Raw genomic sequence first — 18146 nt, 5'->3', positions numbered from 1 at the left:
TAAGGAATAGTAAATGACAATGTTAAATGTTGATAAAGCAGGCCAAATTGCCGAGTTGCAACAACGTGCCTACCACATTCGCCAACATGCTTTACGCATGGGGCAAGTACAAGGCCAAGGCTATGTTGGACAAGCTTTAGGTGCAGCAGATTTGCTCGCCGTGTCTTATTTTCATGCGATGAAATATCAGCCAGAAAACCCTGAATGGGAAGGCCGTGACCGTTTTTATCTTTCTATTGGGCACTATGCAATTGCACTCTATGCAGCCTTAATTGAAGCAAAAATTATTCCGCTTGAAGAGCTTGAAACCTACGGAGCCGATGACAGTCGGTTACCAATGTCGGGCATGGCTTCCTATACACCCGGTATGGAAATTACAGGTGGCTCATTGGGTCATGGTCTTGGAATTGCAGTTGGTGCATGTCTAGGACTGAAACAGAAAAAATCACATGCTTTTGTCTATAACTTACTGTCCGATGGGGAGCTAAATGAAGGTTCAACGTGGGAAGCTGTAATGTCTGCTTCTCATTGGAAACTAGATAACTTGATTGCGATTATTGATGTGAATAATCAGCAGGCAGATGGGCACTCCAGCGAAATTTTAGCGTTTGAGCCAATTGTTGATCGTTGGCAGTCATTTGGTTGGTACACCCAACGTGTGGATGGCAACAACATGGAAGCTTTGCTTGAAGCATTCGATCAGGCACGAAACCATGAGGGAGCATGCCCAAGAGTCATTATTTGTGATACCAAAATGGGTAAAGGCGTGTCGTTCTTGGAAAGCCGCGAAAAAACACACTTTATTCGTGTTGATGAACATGAATGGGACGACGCTTTAAATATTTTGACCCACTACGGACAGTAAGGAGTACACCATGAGCCAGTTAGCTAATCCTCCTAAGAAAAAACTAACCACTTCGGCAATGATTGCTTCTATTGCTGCCGAGGGCCAACCGACCAAACCAGCACCATTTGGACATGCACTGAATGCCTTGGCAAAAGAGCGTGACAATATCGTAGGTTTATCAGCAGATTTATCAAAATATACTGACCTACATATTTTTGCTAAAGAAAACCCAGACAAGTTTTTCCAAATGGGTATGGCAGAACAACTTTTGATGAGTGCAGCAGCAGGACTTGCTCGTGAAGGATTTGTTCCTTTTGCAACAACTTATGCCGTATTTGCATCACGCCGTGCCTACGATTTTATTTGTATGGCAATTGCGGAAGATAACCTGAATGTCAAAATTGTAGCAGCTCTTCCGGGATTAACCACAGGCTACGGCCCAAGTCATCAGGCAACGGATGATATTGCAATTTTCCGTGCTATGCCGAACTTGATGATTATCGATCCATGTGATGCCTTAGAAATAGAACAGGCAATTCCTCAGATTGCCGCTCATAATGGTCCGGTATATATGCGTTTATTGCGTGGTCAGGTTCCATTAGTGCTCGATAAATACAACTACCAGTTTAAATTGGGTAAGGCACAGGTGATTAAACCCGGTAAAGACTTACTCATTATTTCGACTGGTTTATTGACCATGCGTGCGCTTGAGGCAGCCGAAGAGCTTGAAAAAGAGGGCATTGAGGTTTCAGTGCTACATGTACCGACCATTAAGCCTCTAGATGAACAAACTATTTTAGATGAAGTCACAAAAGGTGGCCGACCTGTTTTAACTGCCGAAAATCATTCAGTCATTGGTGGGTTAGGAGAAGCTGTTGGCTCACTACTTCTAAGAAATGGTCAACATCCTCGTTTTGACATGATTGGTTTGCCAGATGCATTTTTAGATGCAGGCGCATTACCCACTTTGCATGATCGATATGGTATTTCAACTGAAGCAGTTAAAGAGAAGATTAAGGCACATTTGAAGTAAAAAGATTAAATTTTCAAATTGAAAAGAGCGTGATGGAATTTCCCTCACGCCCTATTTTTAATTAGGATGATTCAAAATTTAAGCAATAGAATCATCTAAATTCGGCGCTAACCAACGTTTCGCTTCATCCAGTGTCCAACCTTTACGTTTTGCATAATCTTCAAGTTGGTCTTGAGAGATTTTACCCACGTTAAAGTATTCACTTTGTGGATGAGAATAATAGAAACCACTTACTGAAGATGGTGGCATCATTGCAAAGTGTTCAGTCAGTTTAGTACCAATTTTGTCGGTAGATCCTAACCAGTCAAATAACACTGCCTTTTCAGAGTGCTCAGGGCAAGCGGGGTAACCCGGTGCAGGGCGAATACCGACATATTTCTCTTTAATTAGTTCTTCATTGCTGAGCTGCTCATCCGCTTTATAGCCCCAGAACTCTTTACGAATGCGTTCATGCAAGTGTTCTGCAAAGGCTTCAGCAAAACGGTCTGCCAATGACTGCACTAAAATTGCAGAGTAGTCATCACCTTTGGCTTTGTACTCATTGGCCAGTTCTTCTGCACCAAAAATCGATACAGTGAATCCGCCTAAGTAGTCCTGTTGTTCACGGTCATTACGAATGTAATCTGCCAAAGACAAGTTTGGTTTACCTGTCACTTTGTCAGATTGCTGACGTAAGTGCTCAAAAGTATGCGTAACATTTTGACCCGCTTCATCAAATACGCTCACTGTGTCTGCGTCAGTGCGCTGTGCAGGGAACATACCGAATACGGCACGAGCATCAAAACGGTTGTTGTCGATAATATCTTTCAACATCGCTTGAGCTTGGTTGTACAAATCAGTTGCAGCTTCACCAACCACTTCATCTTCTAAAATTTTCGGGAATTTACCTGCCAAGCTCCAAGAAATGAAGAATGGTGTCCAGTCAAAATACTCTACAAGGGTTGCAAGCGGGTAGTTGGTGAGGACTTGTGTTCCTAAAAGATTTGGTTTTGGTGGTACATAGCTTTCGTCAATTTTAAAACCGTTTTCAACTGACTCAGCATAGGTCAATTTTGCAGCTTTTGGCTGTTTGTTGGCTAAGCGCTCGCGAATCTTGGCATATTCAGCACGGTGCTCCGCAATAAAGTTTCCACGCATTTCTTTCGAAAGCAGGGTGGTTGCAACACCCACAGCACGTGAAGCATCGGCAACATAAATCACGGCATCGTTTTGGTACTGAGGGTCAATTTTTACTGCTGTGTGGGCTTTAGAAGTAGTCGCACCACCAATTAATAAAGGAATATTAAAGCCTTTGCGTTGCATTTCTTTCGCAACAAATACCATCTCATCTAAAGATGGGGTAATCAGGCCAGATAAACCAATGATGTCACATTTTTCATCAATAGCAGTTTGCAAGATTTTCTCGCAAGGTACCATCACGCCAAGGTCAACAATGTCATAACCATTACAGCCGAGTACTACGCCTACGATATTTTTACCAATATCGTGTACGTCGCCTTTAACAGTTGCCATCAGGACTTTACCTTTAGATTGGCTACCTGTTTTTTCAGCTTCAATGTACGGATTGAGCCAAGCTACCGCTTGCTTCATAACACGTGCAGATTTCACAACTTGTGGTAAGAACATTTTGCCCGAACCGAACAAGTCACCAACCACGTTCATACCGTCCATCAAAGCGCCTTCGATTACATCTAAAGGACGTTTGGCTTTGAGGCGAGCTTCTTCGGTATCTTCATCAATGTAAGTGGTAATACCTTTGACTAACGCATATTCAAGACGTTTTTCTACAGATTCATTACGCCATTCTAGGTTCTCGGTTTCTTTTGCAGCGCCGCCTTGTCCACGGTATTTTTCAGCCACTTCAAGCAATTTTTCAGTCGCCGCCTGACCAGTCTCACCTTGGTTTTGGTTTAAGATGACATCTTCAACTGCTTCTTTTAGCTCGGCTGGAATATCATCATAAATTGCCATTTGGCCAGCATTCACAATCCCCATGGTCATGCCTTGCTTGATGGCATGGTACAAGAACACAGAGTGAATGGCTTCACGAACAGGCTCGTTACCACGGAATGAGAACGAAACATTCGACACACCACCAGAAATCATGGCGTGAGGTAAGTTTTGTTTAATCCAACCTGTGGCTTCAATAAAGTCGACGCCATAGTTATTGTGTTCTTCAATCCCTGTTGCAACTGCAAACACGTTCGGGTCAAAAATAATATCTTCAGCAGGGAAGCCTACATCGTTAACCAAAATATCATATGAGCGCTTACAGATTTCACGCTTACGTGCAGCGGTGTCGGCTTGACCTGTTTCGTCAAATGCCATGACAATAATCGCAGCACCATATTGACGGCACAGGCGAGCTTTTTCTACAAACTCGTCATAACCTTCTTTTAAAGAAATCGAGTTAACAACGGGTTTACCTTGTACGCATTTTAAGCCAGCTTCAATGATTTCCCATTTTGATGAGTCAATCATGATTGGCACACGTGAAATATCTGGTTCAGAAGCCACAAGATTTAAGAAATGCACCATCGCATTTTGCGAATCGAGCATCCCTTCATCCATGTTAATGTCAATAATCTGTGCGCCAGCTTCCACCTGTTGCTGTGCAACTTCTAAAGCTTCAGCAAAGTTTTCTTCACGAATTAAGCGTAAGAATTTTTTCGAACCTGTAACGTTAGTACGTTCACCTACATTCACGAAAAGTGAGTCATCATAAATATTAAATGGTTCTAAACCACTCAAACGACATGCAGGTACAGTTTCAGGAACTTGACGAGGCGCAATATCTTTTACCGCATTGGCAATCGCGCGGATATGGTCTGGTGTTGTACCACAGCAACCACCAGTAATATTAATTAAGCCGCTTTCTGCAAATTCTTTTAAGAACGCTGCAGTTTGTTCTGGCGTTTCATCATATTCACCAAAAGCATTTGGTAAGCCCGCATTTGGGTGCGCTGAAACAAACGTATCTGCGACATCGGAAATAGTTTTTACGTGAGGACGCATGGCATCTGCACCAAGCGCACAGTTAAAACCAATCGATAGCAAGTCGCCATGACGTACAGAGTTCCAGAACGCTTCGGCAGTTTGGCCTGTTAATGTACGACCCGATGCATCGGTAATGGTCCCTGAAATCATGATTGGTAATTCACGACCAATTTCTTTAAAGACTTCTTTAACCGCAAAAATTGCAGCTTTACAGTTTAATGTGTCAAATACGGTTTCAATCAAAATGATATCTGCACCGCCTTCAATCAGCGCATGCGTCGCTTCAATATAGTTTTCTTTTAACTCATCAAAAGTAATGTTACGAAAGGCAGGGTCATTTACATTCGGTGAAATGGAACAAGTACGCGATGTTGGTCCAAGTACACCTGCTACAAAACGCGGTTTATCTGGAGTCGAATACTTCTCACAAGCTGCTTTAGCTAAACGTGCTGCTTCACGGTTAATCTCTGGAACAAGATCTTCCATGTGGTAATCAGACATAGAAACACGCGTGCCGTTAAAGCTATTGGTTTCAATAATGTCTGCGCCTGCATCAAGATAAGCTTCATGAATACCTTGAATGATTTCGGGTTGAGTTAGCACAAGAAGGTCATTGTTACCTTTTAAGTCATGTGCCCAATCGGCAAAACGCTCACCACGGTAGTCGGCTTCTTCCAATTTATGGCGCTGGATCATGGTACCCATTGCACCATCAATAATCAGAATACGTTTGGCAAGAAGCGCTTTTAGGGTGGCAAGCGTGGACATATAAAACCCCGATATTGTACGAATTTAAAAATGCGGCGCTATTGTAACAGAATAGTTGCGCAATAGATGATCTATGACGACCCACCATTCACCGTAAATTAGTCGTAAAAAAAAGTGTTTTCGAACAAAAAGAGGGTGTTTTTTCATCAAATATTCATAAAATGATCATGATATTGAAATATTTCATCTCCAATATTCGGTTTTATGACAGTTGTAGTGTTTAAAAAGTAGACGTTTAGGTAATTTTTTAGATATTTTTGCTTCAAAAATAGTCATAAAATAGATGGGTGGGGATTTGTGTAAATTATTGTATTTAAATAAAAAAATAAAAATCATAGAGGAAAGGTGCATCAAATGAGGTCAAAATGTGAAAAATTGACTTCATCAGGCGCCGCTTTGTCATATAATTGTCATAATTTAATTTAAGAATACAGAGGATTTTTTTATCCTCTTACCGTCTGCATGAATTCTAATCTACCCCCTGTTTCGGATTCAAAACTTGCGGCAAACCTGCAAGTCAAATCGACGAATGTACATGTCCCGACACCTAAATTTTTTATGCCGGTGTTTCTGACGATTATTGTTGCAACACTTATTTATATTGGATTTCAGGTGAGTGCTGATTTAGCACATGTACCACCTTTGAGTCTTTATTCAGTTATTCTTTTATCAACTGCACTCTTGATTGCTTTAGGCTTTGAGTTTGTAAATGGCTTCCACGATACTGCAAATGCAGTGGCAACAGTGATTTACACCAATGCTTTACCAGCACCGGTTGCAGTCATGTGGGCTGGTTTTTGTAATTTCCTTGGGGTAATGGTTGCAAGCGGCGCAGTCGCTTACGGCATTATTGCATTGTTACCTGTTGAATTGATCATGAATATGGGTAGCGGTGCAGGTTTCGCAATGGTTTTTGCGCTTCTTATTGCTGCGATTCTCTGGAACTTGGGTACTTGGTTCTTAGGTATTCCTGCATCTAGCTCACATACCTTGATTGGTTCAATCTTGGGTGTGGGCATTATGAACCATCTATTGAGTGCATCGACTGGCGTGACGACCAGTGGCGTTGATATGGATCAGGTGATTAAAGTCGGTAAGGCATTATTATTTTCACCTTTAATTGGTTTCGCTTTTGCAGCGATTGTATTCTTGTTGGTTAAAACTATTTTTAAACGCCAATTAGAATTATTCCAGCCACCTGAAGGGAATAAACCACCACCAGCAATCATTCGTGCAATTTTGATCTTTACCTGTACAGGTGTGAGTTTTGCACATGGTTCTAATGACGGTCAAAAGGGTATGGGACTCATCATGCTGATTTTGGTTGGTCTGGTGCCGTTGGCTTATTCATTAAATAAAAATCTTGATACTCAGCAAGTTCAATCATTCCATCAGCTTTCTTCTCAAACTGCCGTATTTTTGAATCAAAATCAGCCAGAATTAACCGATGAAAAAGCACGTGTTATTTTGACTAAATATATTCAAACTAAACAGCAAACTCCGGAAGTTGTGCCTGCATTGGCAAGTATGACTGATCACTTGGGTGAACGAGTTTCTAGCTATAGCAACTTAAAAGATATTCCTGAAGCTGCAATTAGCGAAATTCGTAATGACATGTATTTAAGCACCACGACGTTTAAGCGTTTGGATAAAGCAGATGCTTTACCAAAAATGGATGACTCACAGAAAAAGCTTGTGAAAGAATACCGTAGTAGCTTAGATTCATTCTTACAATACATTCCGACTTGGGTAAAAGTGGCTGTTGCTTTAGCACTTGGTCTAGGCACAATGGTGGGTTGGAAACGTATTGTTGTGACTGTAGGTGAGCGTATTGGTAAGCACCACATGACTTATGGTCAAGGGATGTCTGCTGAGCTTGTTGCAATGAGTACAATTGCAGCTGCTGATGGTTTAGGTATGCCAGTTTCAACAACACACGTTTTAAACAGTGCTGTTGCGGGTACGATGGTCGCGAATAAATCAGGTTTAAACTTTAATACTGTGAAGACAATTCTCTCTGCATGGGTATTTACTCTTCCTGCAACAATCTGCTTGTCAGGTGGTTTGTACTGGTTATTCTTACAGTTTGTATAAAAGCATTTAAAAAATTAAAGCCACTGTTCACAGTGGCTTTTTTATTTGTTTAGTTTTTAAAGTTGAGACTATTTTTCATGTACATTCATCTATAAATTAATAAGTTGTTATAGGTCATTAAACAGCTTTATAGGCTGGGCTTAAACTTTTATATCAGGATATATTATGAATGCGGTTCAAATAGATCAGTTAAAACAACAATTTCCACTTATTGAAACACTTCAAGCCTATCAAGAAACATTTTGGTTTACACCTCATCGCTATCCTTTAACAGAAGCTTTAGAAAAAGTTGGACTAACCGCTAAGGACGTAAATGAAGCAGAAGCAAGACTAGCGCGTTTCGCACCTTATTTGGCACGGGTATTTCCTGAAACTCAAGCACAACATGGAAAAATTGAATCAGATATCGTTGAAATTGCTCATATGCAACAAGTACTTTCTTCAGCGAAACAAGTACAAATTAATGGAAAATTCTGGCTGAAAAAAGATAGTCATCTACCAATTTCAGGCTCCATCAAAGCACGTGGTGGCATTTATGAAGTACTTACACATGCTGAAAAACTTGCCACGCAGGCAGGATTACTCAAACCAGAAGATGATTATAGTAAATTAGATCAAGATTCATTTAGGGCATTCTTTTCTAAGTATCAAATTGCAGTAGGTTCTACGGGCAACCTTGGGCTTTCTATTGGCATTATGAGCGCCAAACTCGGCTTTAGAGTTACTGTTCATATGTCGGCTGATGCTAGACAGTGGAAAAAAGACAAACTACGTTCACTCGGCGTTAACGTTGTAGAATATGCCAGTGATTACGGCGTAGCTGTTGAAGAAGGACGTAAAGCCGCAGAGCAAGATCCACACTGCTTTTTCATTGATGATGAAAACTCAACAACATTATTTTTAGGTTATGCAGTTGCAGGAATACGCTTAAAACAGCAATTTGAGCAAAACCAAATTAAAGTCGATGCTGAACACCCATTATTTGTTTATTTGCCGTGTGGCGTCGGTGGTGGCCCTGGTGGGGTGAGTTTTGGTCTAAAACTGGCTTTTGGTGAGCATGTACATTGTATCTTTGCAGAACCAACACATTCGCCATGTATGTTACTTGGTGTCCACACAGGTTTGCATGATCAGATTTCAGTCAATGATATTGGTATTGATAACGTTACTGCGGCAGACGGACTTGCGGTAGGGCGTGCTTCAGGTTTTGTCGGGCGTGCTATGCAACAGTTAATCGATGGCTACTACACCATTCATGATGAACGTTTATACGAGCTCATAGCGCTTTTAAATCAAACTGAGAATATTCAGCTTGAGCCTTCTGCAGTAGCAGGCATGATGGGGCCGTATTATGTTCAGACGAGTCCTGATTACTTAGCTTTACACCAGTTTACAGCTGAGCAGTTGCAACAGGCAAATCATGTAATATGGGCTACTGGGGGCGGCATGGTGCCTCCTGATGAAATGCAAAAATATCTATCACACTTTCAATATAAATAAAGACACATTAGAAAAAAGCCCAATTCTAGGATTGGGCTTTAATCAAATTATTTTTTAGATGATTTTCTAAAAGGAAGTTTTTCGGTAGCAAAACCATAAATTGCGGCAAAAGGTAGGGCAGTTCGTGCTAAATAAGCGACACGCCATAGACCACCATGATTGGCACCTTCCATCATAAGTTCAAGCGGATGGTCTAAGACAGTTTCAGGATTCGCGACAGAAGACTCATTTCTTAAGTCATGAATCCAGAGTGCCGCCATAATGGCATTGGTGGTTTCAGGACTAAATGCTTCTACATCGAAAAGTTCTGCGCCATTAAAAGCTGCTTTCAATAATGGATTTTTAGTCACTGAGTGAGTCGTTGTCGATGGTGCAATATTAATACTGACACGTTGTCCTTGATGGCGGGCCAAAATAGCACGCCATTGTTGAATACGCTTTGCCAAAGCATAGTTTGGACCTTGTTCAACCACTAAGCAGTCGGCAATACCATAAGTTTTTCCATTTTCACATGTAACCAAGTCTTGGTATGGCGCTTGAAAAAAACGATTGAGCGAAAGAGCAGAAACGCCTTTTACTGCCAATTTTTGCATTTTTCTGCGGGATTTAAATTTCTCTTGAGCAGCCTCTGCAACTTCTTTTGGTACTGCATAAACATCGGTTGGAGTACACATAAACATAAGGCTGGTATCGGACTTATGCTCGCTCACGAATTGCATGATGCTATCCATCGCCATGGAAACACGTACATGCTTTTCACCATCTAAATAGGCGATTGCAGCTAAATCTAATTTTTGTGGAAACTGAACCAACCACTGTGCAATTTCAGGTAGTTGGGTGAGTAAATTTGCTCCCAACTTATCTTTTAATTCAGAGGCTTTTGCTGACGAATCAACGGCTTCAACACATGGAGCAATGAGTGTTGCATTCCCTTGTTGAATCGTATTTAAGATTTTGCCCCAGACTCGTGAGTTTGGTAAATCTACAGCAACAATATTTGCTTTCCATTTGGCTAACCAAGGCAGTGGTCCTGCTTCTGAGGCTGCACCAAACAGCACCATCGTACGGTCAGACAAATCGAACCATTCAGGATGAGCAATAGCTTCACGAAGTGCTTTTGCATGACTTGGCTCAATAATACCAGCCTCTTCCCAGCGTTGAATTTGGTCCAGTAAGCTTTGTCCACTCAGCTTTTGTCCTTTATAAGGGACATACCATTCAGGTGCTGCCTCACTTTCACCTTTAAGTTTTACTGTATAAAGAGGAGTAGATGAAGCAATATGAACTGCATCTTTTAAAAGGTAGTGTTTACCATCACGATAATAATCAAAAATATGGTGAGCTTTATGCAACCCTTGCTTCGCAATAGTAATTGGGTTGTTGATATTAGAAATCCCTTGTTTAACAAGAGCTTTAAAATATAAAGGATAGTTTTTTCGCCAGTTTTTTTCATTCAACACTTGTTGTGCGGTTTTATTATCTACAATAGATAAGGCCTCTGACAAAATCTCTTGGCCTGTAAGAGATGTACTTTGTTTTTTTGTTGAGGCGTGTACCGGAAATTGTAGACCTTCGACTTGACTTGTGCTGGACATAAAATATCTCGTTTATACGACTGGGTTAATATACATGTGTATACATTATCTATGCCAATGAAAGGAAACGAGTGGCAATAACTGACAAAATAATAGTGATTATTTATGTGATGAAACGTGAAAGAGAAAGTTATTATGATAAATTCATCTCATTTTGGCCTTAATTTTTTTCACATTTTTAGAACATTTTTATAGACTTACGTTACATAAATGTTTATTTTGTATTAAGCAAATACATCAGTATTAACCTGAAGGTAAAATGTTCAAAATGTATCAATAATAGAGATACAGAAATGATTAAAAACTAGACTTTTTTCTTAAGCGGTAAGAAAAGTCAAACGGAATAAGAAAGAATTGGGGTGAAACTAGATAGAAGACAACGTAAGATTGTCTTTTAAAAATCTTGGGGATATGGTGATTTTTTTACACCATAATTTTCTAGTTTCATCCCATCTATTTTTGGGCTGGAACCCTCCATTTAGTATTCAATTCATCACTTGATTGAAGCCTATTTCTTTAGAGTAACTTCAAAATTACTTTAAAAGAGGGTATTTCTAACAACGTCCTTTTTTAGCTTGTCCTGGTGGGCAAAAGCCTCCTGGATGTCCGTAATATGGTGAATCAGGGTCAATCACAATACTACCTTCAGGCGTATGGACCGCACAGGCTGATAGTGACATTGTGAAAATTGCTGCGGCACAAAGAAGTAAAGTTTTCATCTTGTTCTCACTTTTTTATCATTCTCACTTGTACTATAAAAATATTTTGATCATTTTTCGATCTAATTTTGGTTAAAAAATATCTTTAATCAGTCGAATTAAGAAGAAATTAAGGAGACCGTAAAATAGTCCGAAATCCAACATGTGTTGCAGCTAAATCAAAATCTTGTGGATAACGGCTACTACTACGATAACGTGAACAATAATTTTGTGCACAAAGAAAAGATCCACCTTTAATTACATATTGAGTGCTGGTGATTTCTTGTTGTCGTAAATCAGAATAATTTCCCATATGCTGGTCATGAGCACCTTGATAAGGAGAAGATGTCCATTCCCATACATTTCCAATCATATCAAATAGTTTGAAATTATTTGCCGTAAAACATCCAACGGGTGCAACACCTTTAAAGTGATCTTGATTCAGGTTTTGAAAAGGGAATTCGCCTTGCCAGTAATTGGCTTGCGGATGTTGATGTTCATCAGTAGGAGCCTGATGTAAAGGAGTATCAGTTTTTGAATTGGCTTTAGCCGCATATTCCCATTCGAGTTCTGTTGGTAAATCATGTCCGAGCCACACTGCATAATGTTCAGCATCATTTTTACTCACATACCTTACAGGCTCATTAGGATTGGCTAAGGGACCATTACTGCCATTTGGAGTTTTCCATGTATATCCTGATTTTAGTTGCCACCATTGCTGTGGATGATCAGGATCAGGAGAAAAAACAGCAGCCTGTTTTTGTTTTTCGGCATCTGTAATATAGCCAGTTGCTTTTACAAAACTTGCAAATTTAGCGACCGTAACTTCAGTTTGGTCAATCCAAAATCCTTTGACTTCGCGCTGCTTTTTTCCAAAATTAAGTTCATCAGGATAGGCCTTTTCAGAACCAAAGTTAAAATTTCCATCGGCAATTAAAACCATTCCTGCTGTAGGCTGTTTGAGCCAACCCTGAGGCAGACCACTATAGTTTTGACACTTTTCAATAGACCCTAAATCAGCTAAAGATGTTTGCTGTTGCGTCGAAGACCTAGATTCAGAAAATTTTGAAGATTCGCTACAGCCTGTCATAATAGACAGGCTGATTGTGGTAACTAAAAATGGCTTCAATTTCATTTGGCGTTATATTCCTGCACACCATTTTTTTCAGTATATTTTTGATAGACCGATAAGAGTTCTTGAACTTTTGCAGGATAAAGCTGAGCAACGTTTTGTCTTTCACCGCGATCTAATTTAATGTTGTATAGCTCCCAAGTCCCTGTGCCTAATTCAGGCCGCCCTTGAAGTGCGATTTTCCATTCACCTTGTTTTGCATATTTGCTGCCATGCAGCTCATCGGCAAAGCTAAAATTTGCAGGGCGAATAGTATCGGTTTTGTTTTCAAGCAAAGGTTTCCATGAAATTCCAGATGGCGTATTAATGGCCCGGCCATTGTATTGACCTTGTGGTACTGGAATATGAGCATATTCTAGTAAGGTAGGGAAAACATCGAGTACAGATGCAAAGCTATGATTTGTCTCTTCCGCTTTTTTCTGATTTGGTAATTTCACAATAGCAGGGGCAGTCGTTGCGCCTTCGCCCGCCGTATCTTTCCATAAGTGGAAAGGTGCCGCACTGACTTCGGCCCAACGTGGCCCAATATAGTGATATGAAGTAGGTGTACCAACATTGGCTACTGAGTTATCAAAACCAGATTCACTGCCATATCCGCCACGTACAAAACCTTCTGCGCCATTGTCTGAAACAAAGAAAATTAAAGTATTGTCATAAAGATTATTTTGTTTGAGATATTGAATAATGCGGCCGACATTGGCATCAAGATTTTCTACCATACCCGCATAGATTTCCATCTTACGAGCTTCTAGTGCCTTTTGTTCGGCTGTTAACTCATCCCATTTCCCATATTTTTGTGGAGCATTTTGAGTCGCAATTGGTTCTGCTGCATCAAAGTTTGCAGGAATAATTCCAAGCTGTTTTTGTCTAGAAATGCGGGCATTACGAATTGCATCGTAACCTACATCATAAACTCCGCGATATTTTTCACGATATTCGGCTGGGGCTTGAATTGGCCAGTGAGGCGCCGTATAGGCAGCATAAGCAAAGAACGGTTTGCCACTATTTTTGCCTGAATCTAAGTAGCTGAGTAATTTGTCGGTAAAATAGTTGGTAGAGAAAAAGTCATCAGGCAATGCCGAAATTGGAATAATTTGCCCATCTTCTGTATAAGTTGAATTTCGTTTAAAGGCACTTAGAGCTTGTTTAAAATGATGGTCTAAACCTTGTAATAAGGTAAATGAATGATCAAAACCCTTAGCATGTGCATTGCTTTCAGGGGTTAAGCCTAAATGCCATTTACCACTAATATACGTGCGGTAACCATTGTCTTTAAGTACTTGGGCAATCGATAAAGAACGTTCGTTTAAATAGCCTTCATAACCTGGTTGTCCCTTCAAATGCTCTGGGGTGAGTTCCGCCATTGCCCCAATACCAGCTAAATGATGATCAGTACCGGAAATAAGTTGAGAGCGTGTTGGCGAACAGGTCGGGGCAGTATGATAATCCGTTAAAAGTCGACCTTCTTGAGCCAGACTATCAATATTAGGGGTATGAATTTCGCCACCAAAAGCCCCTAAATCTGAATAGCCTAAGTCATCAGCCATAATAAATAAGATATTGGGTTGCTTAGGCGTGCTTACGACATTTTCTTGATTATCGTTGTCATTACATCCAGCCAGAGATAAGCTAAATAAGGCAATAGAAAGGCTAGATAAAATTGCTCTGTACTTCATTGTATCATCTGAATTATTAAAAGAATTGGCATGAGTTTAATCAGATGGTTTTTGCAAACAAAACAACGAATTGATCAAAGAAAATCAGAAAAAAGACTGAGAATTTATGCAGATAAATAAATCAGAAAAAAAGAAAAGCCCCAAGAGGCTTTTCTTTGATTTATATCGTTTAGAAAGGAAGACGAGTAAGCTGGTCTAAGAAATGTGGAATAACTTTAGGTTCAAGTAAAATGGTTACGATGATCCCGTAAGCTGCACCCCATAAATGAGCACTATGGTTAATATGACTATTACCACGTTTACCAGCCCAAATACTGTACGCCACATATAAAATAGCAAAAATAATAGCGGGTACAGGAATGAAGAATACAAAAATCAGCTTCCATGGCTGAAACAGAATATAAGCAAATAAAACCGCTGAAACAGCACCTGAAGCACCTAGGCTGGCCCAATTCGCATCATTTTTATGTTGTAAATAGCTTGGCAAAATCGCAAAGATTAAGCCACCTAAATAGAACAACACAAAACCCATGTCATAGAAATATTGGCGGTAAAAACTTTCAATGATACTGCCAAAGAAAAACAGGGTAATCATGTTGAACAGTAAATGTGTTCCGTCGGCATGGATAAAGCCATGAGTAATGAATCGATCAATTTGTCCACGTTGCATTGCAGGCGGCCAAAAAATCAATCGGTTCATTACATTTTGATTGCTAAAAGCAAGTAAAGAGATAATGACCGTAATAATAATAAGAGTAACTGTATGGTTAAACGGCAAATGCAACATAAGAAATATTTAAAAAATGATCAATACTGAGCTCAATAATGCCATTAAAAACTTAACTTGAAACCCTGTTGTGTATAAATCCGACAAATTTAGTTGATTTTTTTTAAATCCACCTCATCTTCGGTTAATATAAAGGCATCAGCTTGAGGAATATTGTTATGTCGACTGAGAACACCAACACTGCTGTTGCAGAAGAAATTCCAAACCTTTTGATTACACCATCTGCACAAGAGTATTTGCACGATTTACTAACGAAGCAAAATACTCCGGGAATTGGCGTTCGAATTTTTGTTGAGCATCCAGGTACGCCACGTGCAGAATGCTGTATGGCATATAGTGCGCCAGAAGAAGTGATCCCAACGGATTATAAGCAGGACTATCCTGATTTTCCTGCGTATATTGATGCGCCATCTATTCCTTATCTTTTAGATGCCGTAATTGATTACAACAAAGACCGTTTTGGTGGTCAGCTCACTTTCCGTGCTCCAAATTCTAAAGTTCCACGTGTTGGTCCAGATGCTTCGATTGAAGAACGTATTACTTACATTCTTCAGGCAGAAATTAACCCAGGTCTTGCAGGGCATGGCGGAAATTGTAGCTTGGTAGAAGTACAAGATGACCCAGAACACGGTTTAACTGCTGTATTGAAATTTGGTGGTGGTTGCCAAGGTTGTTCTGCAATTGATGTTACCTTGAAACAAGGTGTAGAAACTACTTTAAGAGAGAACATTCCTGAGCTTCAACGTGTGGTTGACCAAACAGACCATACACAAGCTGAAGGTGCTTACTTCAAATAATTAAATTATTTGAAAAGTGAAATAAAAAAGCCTCGCAATGAGGTTTTTTTATGGCTTCTCAATTGAAAATAATTATCAATATTATTTATTTTTTTATTTAAATTTGTTACATTTGTTTAAGTAAAACTTAATATTTATTCATAATTTAATATGTTGGAGTAGGGTATGACGAAGAGTATTTTCCAATCTGTATTATCAATTTCGGTACTTACAGTAATGTTTCCTGCGGCTTATGCCGCTGAAAGTGAAAATATTTTAGTTGATTCTTCCATAAAAAATGAAAAAGAAAGCGAAGTTACTCAACTTGAAAAAATTGTCGTAACAGCAAGTGGTTTTGAACAAAATATAAAAAAAGCAGCAGCTTCGATTTCGGTTTTAACTCAAGATGAAATTAATAAAAAAGCATATCGTGATGTAACTGATGCACTTAAAGATGTCCCTGGTGTAGTTGTTACAGGTGGTGGAAGCTCATCTGATATCAGTATTCGTGGGATGGGAAGTGCATATACCGTTATTATGGTTGATGGTAAAAAAGTAAATACACGTTCTGTGCGACCAAATAGTGATAATTCAGGTATTGAGCAAGGTTGGTTACCGGGAATCGAAAGTATCGAACGTATTGAGGTTATTCGTGGTCCAATGTCGGGTCTATATGGTTCGGATGCGATGGGTGGTGTGATTAATATCATTACTAAAAAAGTTGCAGATGTTTGGAACAGTTCTGTTAAGTTAGATACAACAATTCAAGAAAATAATAAATCTGGAAATCTTTACCAAGCCAATACTTATGTGTCGGGACCTTTAATTAAGAATTTACTTGGTTTAAAAGCCAATGGCACATTTTCACAAAGAGATGAAGATGAAATTATTGGTGGTTATAACAAACAAAAAATTCGGGCGGGAGGGGCTACTTTAAGCTTAATTCCTAATGATCAACATACCATCGAGCTTGAATACCAGCGTTCTATCCAAAATCGTAATGCCACAATAGGTAAAACAGTTTCACCTATTCAAACTGGTCGGAACCCACCAGTAGATTCATTAACAGACTATTACCGTACAGAATATAGTTTAACGCACCGTGGGGACATTGGTCCTGTAAAGACCCATTCTTATATTCAGCGCGAAGAAAATAAGAACCCGTCTAGAAATATGGAAGCTGTAAATACTACATTTAACACGATTAACCAGATCACACTTGCAAATCATGCGCTTAGCGTGGGCGGAAGTTATCTAAAAGAAGAATTAGATGATTTAGGTAACCAGTTAAAAGTGGGTGGATCACAACCTGTTTCTAATTTAGATCGTTATAGCTGGGCATTATTTGCAGAAGATGCATGGAATATTATTGATCCTTTCACTTTAACAATGTCATTACGGATGGATCAGGACGAAAAATTTGGAGATCATTTCAGTCCTAAACTATACGGGGTATGGACCTTGAATGATAACTGGATTATTAAAGGCGGTGTATCAACAGGCTATAAAACACCTGCATTAAGAGCGACTGTAGCAGAATGGGGGCAAGCTACGGGTGGAGGACGTTCGGCAGGTGTAATTGTTGGTAATCCGGATTTAAAACCTGAAAAAAGTACAAACTATGAGCTCTCATTCTCTTGGGATAATTTAGATAACTTGAATGCTGGCTTAACGATTTTTAATAGCGAATTTAAAGATAAAATTACAGAAGTTAGAACCTGTTCAGGAGATGCAGGTACTTATAATTGTGATTGGTTAGGTACAAAATTTGATTTTGTCAGTCAACGCACAAATGTGGATAAAGCCAATATGAGAGGAGTTGAAGCGACGTTTGGTTGGCTCATTTCACCTGACTTAAAGCTAAATGCCAATTATACCTATACAGATACAGAGCAAAAAAGTGGTCAATTTAAGGGTCAGCCTTTAAATGAGATGCCGGAACATATGTTTAATACCACTTTAGATTGGCAAGTTAATGACTTAGTCAATATGTGGAGCCGTTTGAATTTCCGTAGCAAAACTTCTGAATATTTAAGCCGTACGTCAATGGCTGAAGGGAAGCCTGCTTATGGACTAGTTGATGTTGGTATGAACTATAAACCAACTGACAAAATCCAAGTTGCGGCTGGTATTTACAACTTATTTGATAAAGATATTGACGTAGCAACTTATAATTATGTTTTAGATGGTCGCCGTTATAATTTAGGTATCATTTATAAATTCTAAGTGGTTAAATAACAAAG

General features: G+C 39.5%; 12 protein-coding genes. 6 read left to right on the top strand and 6 right to left on the bottom strand.

Features of this window, described 5'->3' with window-relative positions; all coding sequences use genetic code 11:
* The first annotated feature begins 19 nt into the window (after positions 1 to 19).
* Both AC52J8_RS13190 and AC52J8_RS13185 read left to right on the top strand, forming a co-directional pair.
* On the top strand, positions 20 to 865 hold the full coding sequence (locus AC52J8_RS13190) for a transketolase (RefSeq protein WP_086400233.1): 846 nt from the start codon (positions 20 to 22) through the stop codon (positions 863 to 865).
* 10 nt (positions 866 to 875) lie between these two features.
* Positions 876 to 1880 carry a transketolase family protein gene (locus AC52J8_RS13185; RefSeq protein WP_086400172.1) on the top strand — a complete coding sequence of 335 codons (1005 nt, stop codon included), beginning with the start codon at positions 876 to 878 and terminating at the stop codon, positions 1878 to 1880.
* A gap of 78 nt (positions 1881 to 1958) precedes the next feature.
* Here the strand turns inward: AC52J8_RS13185 and metH are convergent, their stop codons facing one another.
* Positions 1959 to 5645 (bottom strand): methionine synthase, encoded by a 3687-nt coding sequence (metH, locus tag AC52J8_RS13180; protein WP_086400171.1) that lies wholly within the window; start codon positions 5643 to 5645, stop codon positions 1959 to 1961.
* Positions 5646 to 6107: 462 nt separating this feature from the next.
* On the opposite strand from metH, the gene AC52J8_RS13175 reads away from it, so the two are divergent.
* Together AC52J8_RS13175 and dsdA are read left to right on the top strand one after the other, a co-directional pair.
* The gene (locus tag AC52J8_RS13175; protein WP_005070664.1) at positions 6108 to 7739 is read left to right on the top strand and encodes an inorganic phosphate transporter; all 1632 of its coding nucleotides are present in this window, start codon (positions 6108 to 6110) and stop codon (positions 7737 to 7739) included.
* Positions 7740 to 7904: 165 nt separating this feature from the next.
* A complete protein-coding gene (gene dsdA, locus AC52J8_RS13170) occupies positions 7905 to 9239 on the top strand; it encodes a D-serine ammonia-lyase (protein WP_086400170.1) in 1335 nt (444 codons plus the stop codon).
* A gap of 47 nt (positions 9240 to 9286) precedes the next feature.
* Here the strand turns inward: dsdA and AC52J8_RS13165 are convergent, their stop codons facing one another.
* From AC52J8_RS13165 to AC52J8_RS13145, 5 genes are all read right to left on the bottom strand, one after another.
* Positions 9287 to 10834 carry a hypothetical protein gene (locus tag AC52J8_RS13165; protein WP_086400169.1) on the bottom strand — a complete coding sequence of 516 codons (1548 nt, stop codon included), beginning with the start codon at positions 10832 to 10834 and terminating at the stop codon, positions 9287 to 9289.
* A gap of 554 nt (positions 10835 to 11388) precedes the next feature.
* Entirely contained in the window at positions 11389 to 11553 is a 165-nt protein-coding gene (locus tag AC52J8_RS13160) for a hypothetical protein (protein WP_000854552.1), read from the bottom strand.
* 109 nt (positions 11554 to 11662) lie between these two features.
* The gene (locus tag AC52J8_RS13155) at positions 11663 to 12667 is read right to left on the bottom strand and encodes a formylglycine-generating enzyme family protein (protein ID WP_198912072.1); all 1005 of its coding nucleotides are present in this window, start codon (positions 12665 to 12667) and stop codon (positions 11663 to 11665) included.
* Entirely contained in the window at positions 12664 to 14340 is a 1677-nt protein-coding gene (locus tag AC52J8_RS13150; protein WP_496538797.1) for an arylsulfatase, read from the bottom strand. The genes AC52J8_RS13155 and AC52J8_RS13150 overlap by 4 nt, the downstream gene beginning before the upstream one ends.
* A gap of 169 nt (positions 14341 to 14509) precedes the next feature.
* On the bottom strand, positions 14510 to 15127 hold the full coding sequence (locus AC52J8_RS13145) for a rhomboid family intramembrane serine protease (RefSeq protein ID WP_002117778.1): 618 nt from the start codon (positions 15125 to 15127) through the stop codon (positions 14510 to 14512).
* 158 nt (positions 15128 to 15285) lie between these two features.
* Between AC52J8_RS13145 and nfuA the strand changes: the two genes are divergently transcribed.
* Positions 15286 to 15924, top strand: coding sequence for a Fe-S biogenesis protein NfuA (gene nfuA / locus AC52J8_RS13140; protein WP_002117617.1), 639 nt, complete (start codon positions 15286 to 15288; stop codon positions 15922 to 15924).
* Positions 15925 to 16089: 165 nt separating this feature from the next.
* Positions 16090 to 18129, top strand: a complete 2040-nt coding sequence (locus AC52J8_RS13135) for a ligand-gated channel protein (protein WP_086400167.1) — start codon at positions 16090 to 16092, stop codon at positions 18127 to 18129.
* Positions 18130 to 18146: the final 17 nt, after the last annotated feature.

It is taken from the genome of Acinetobacter sp. S-1, assembly GCF_059579785.1.
This window is presented reverse-complemented; position numbering and strand designations above follow the sequence as displayed.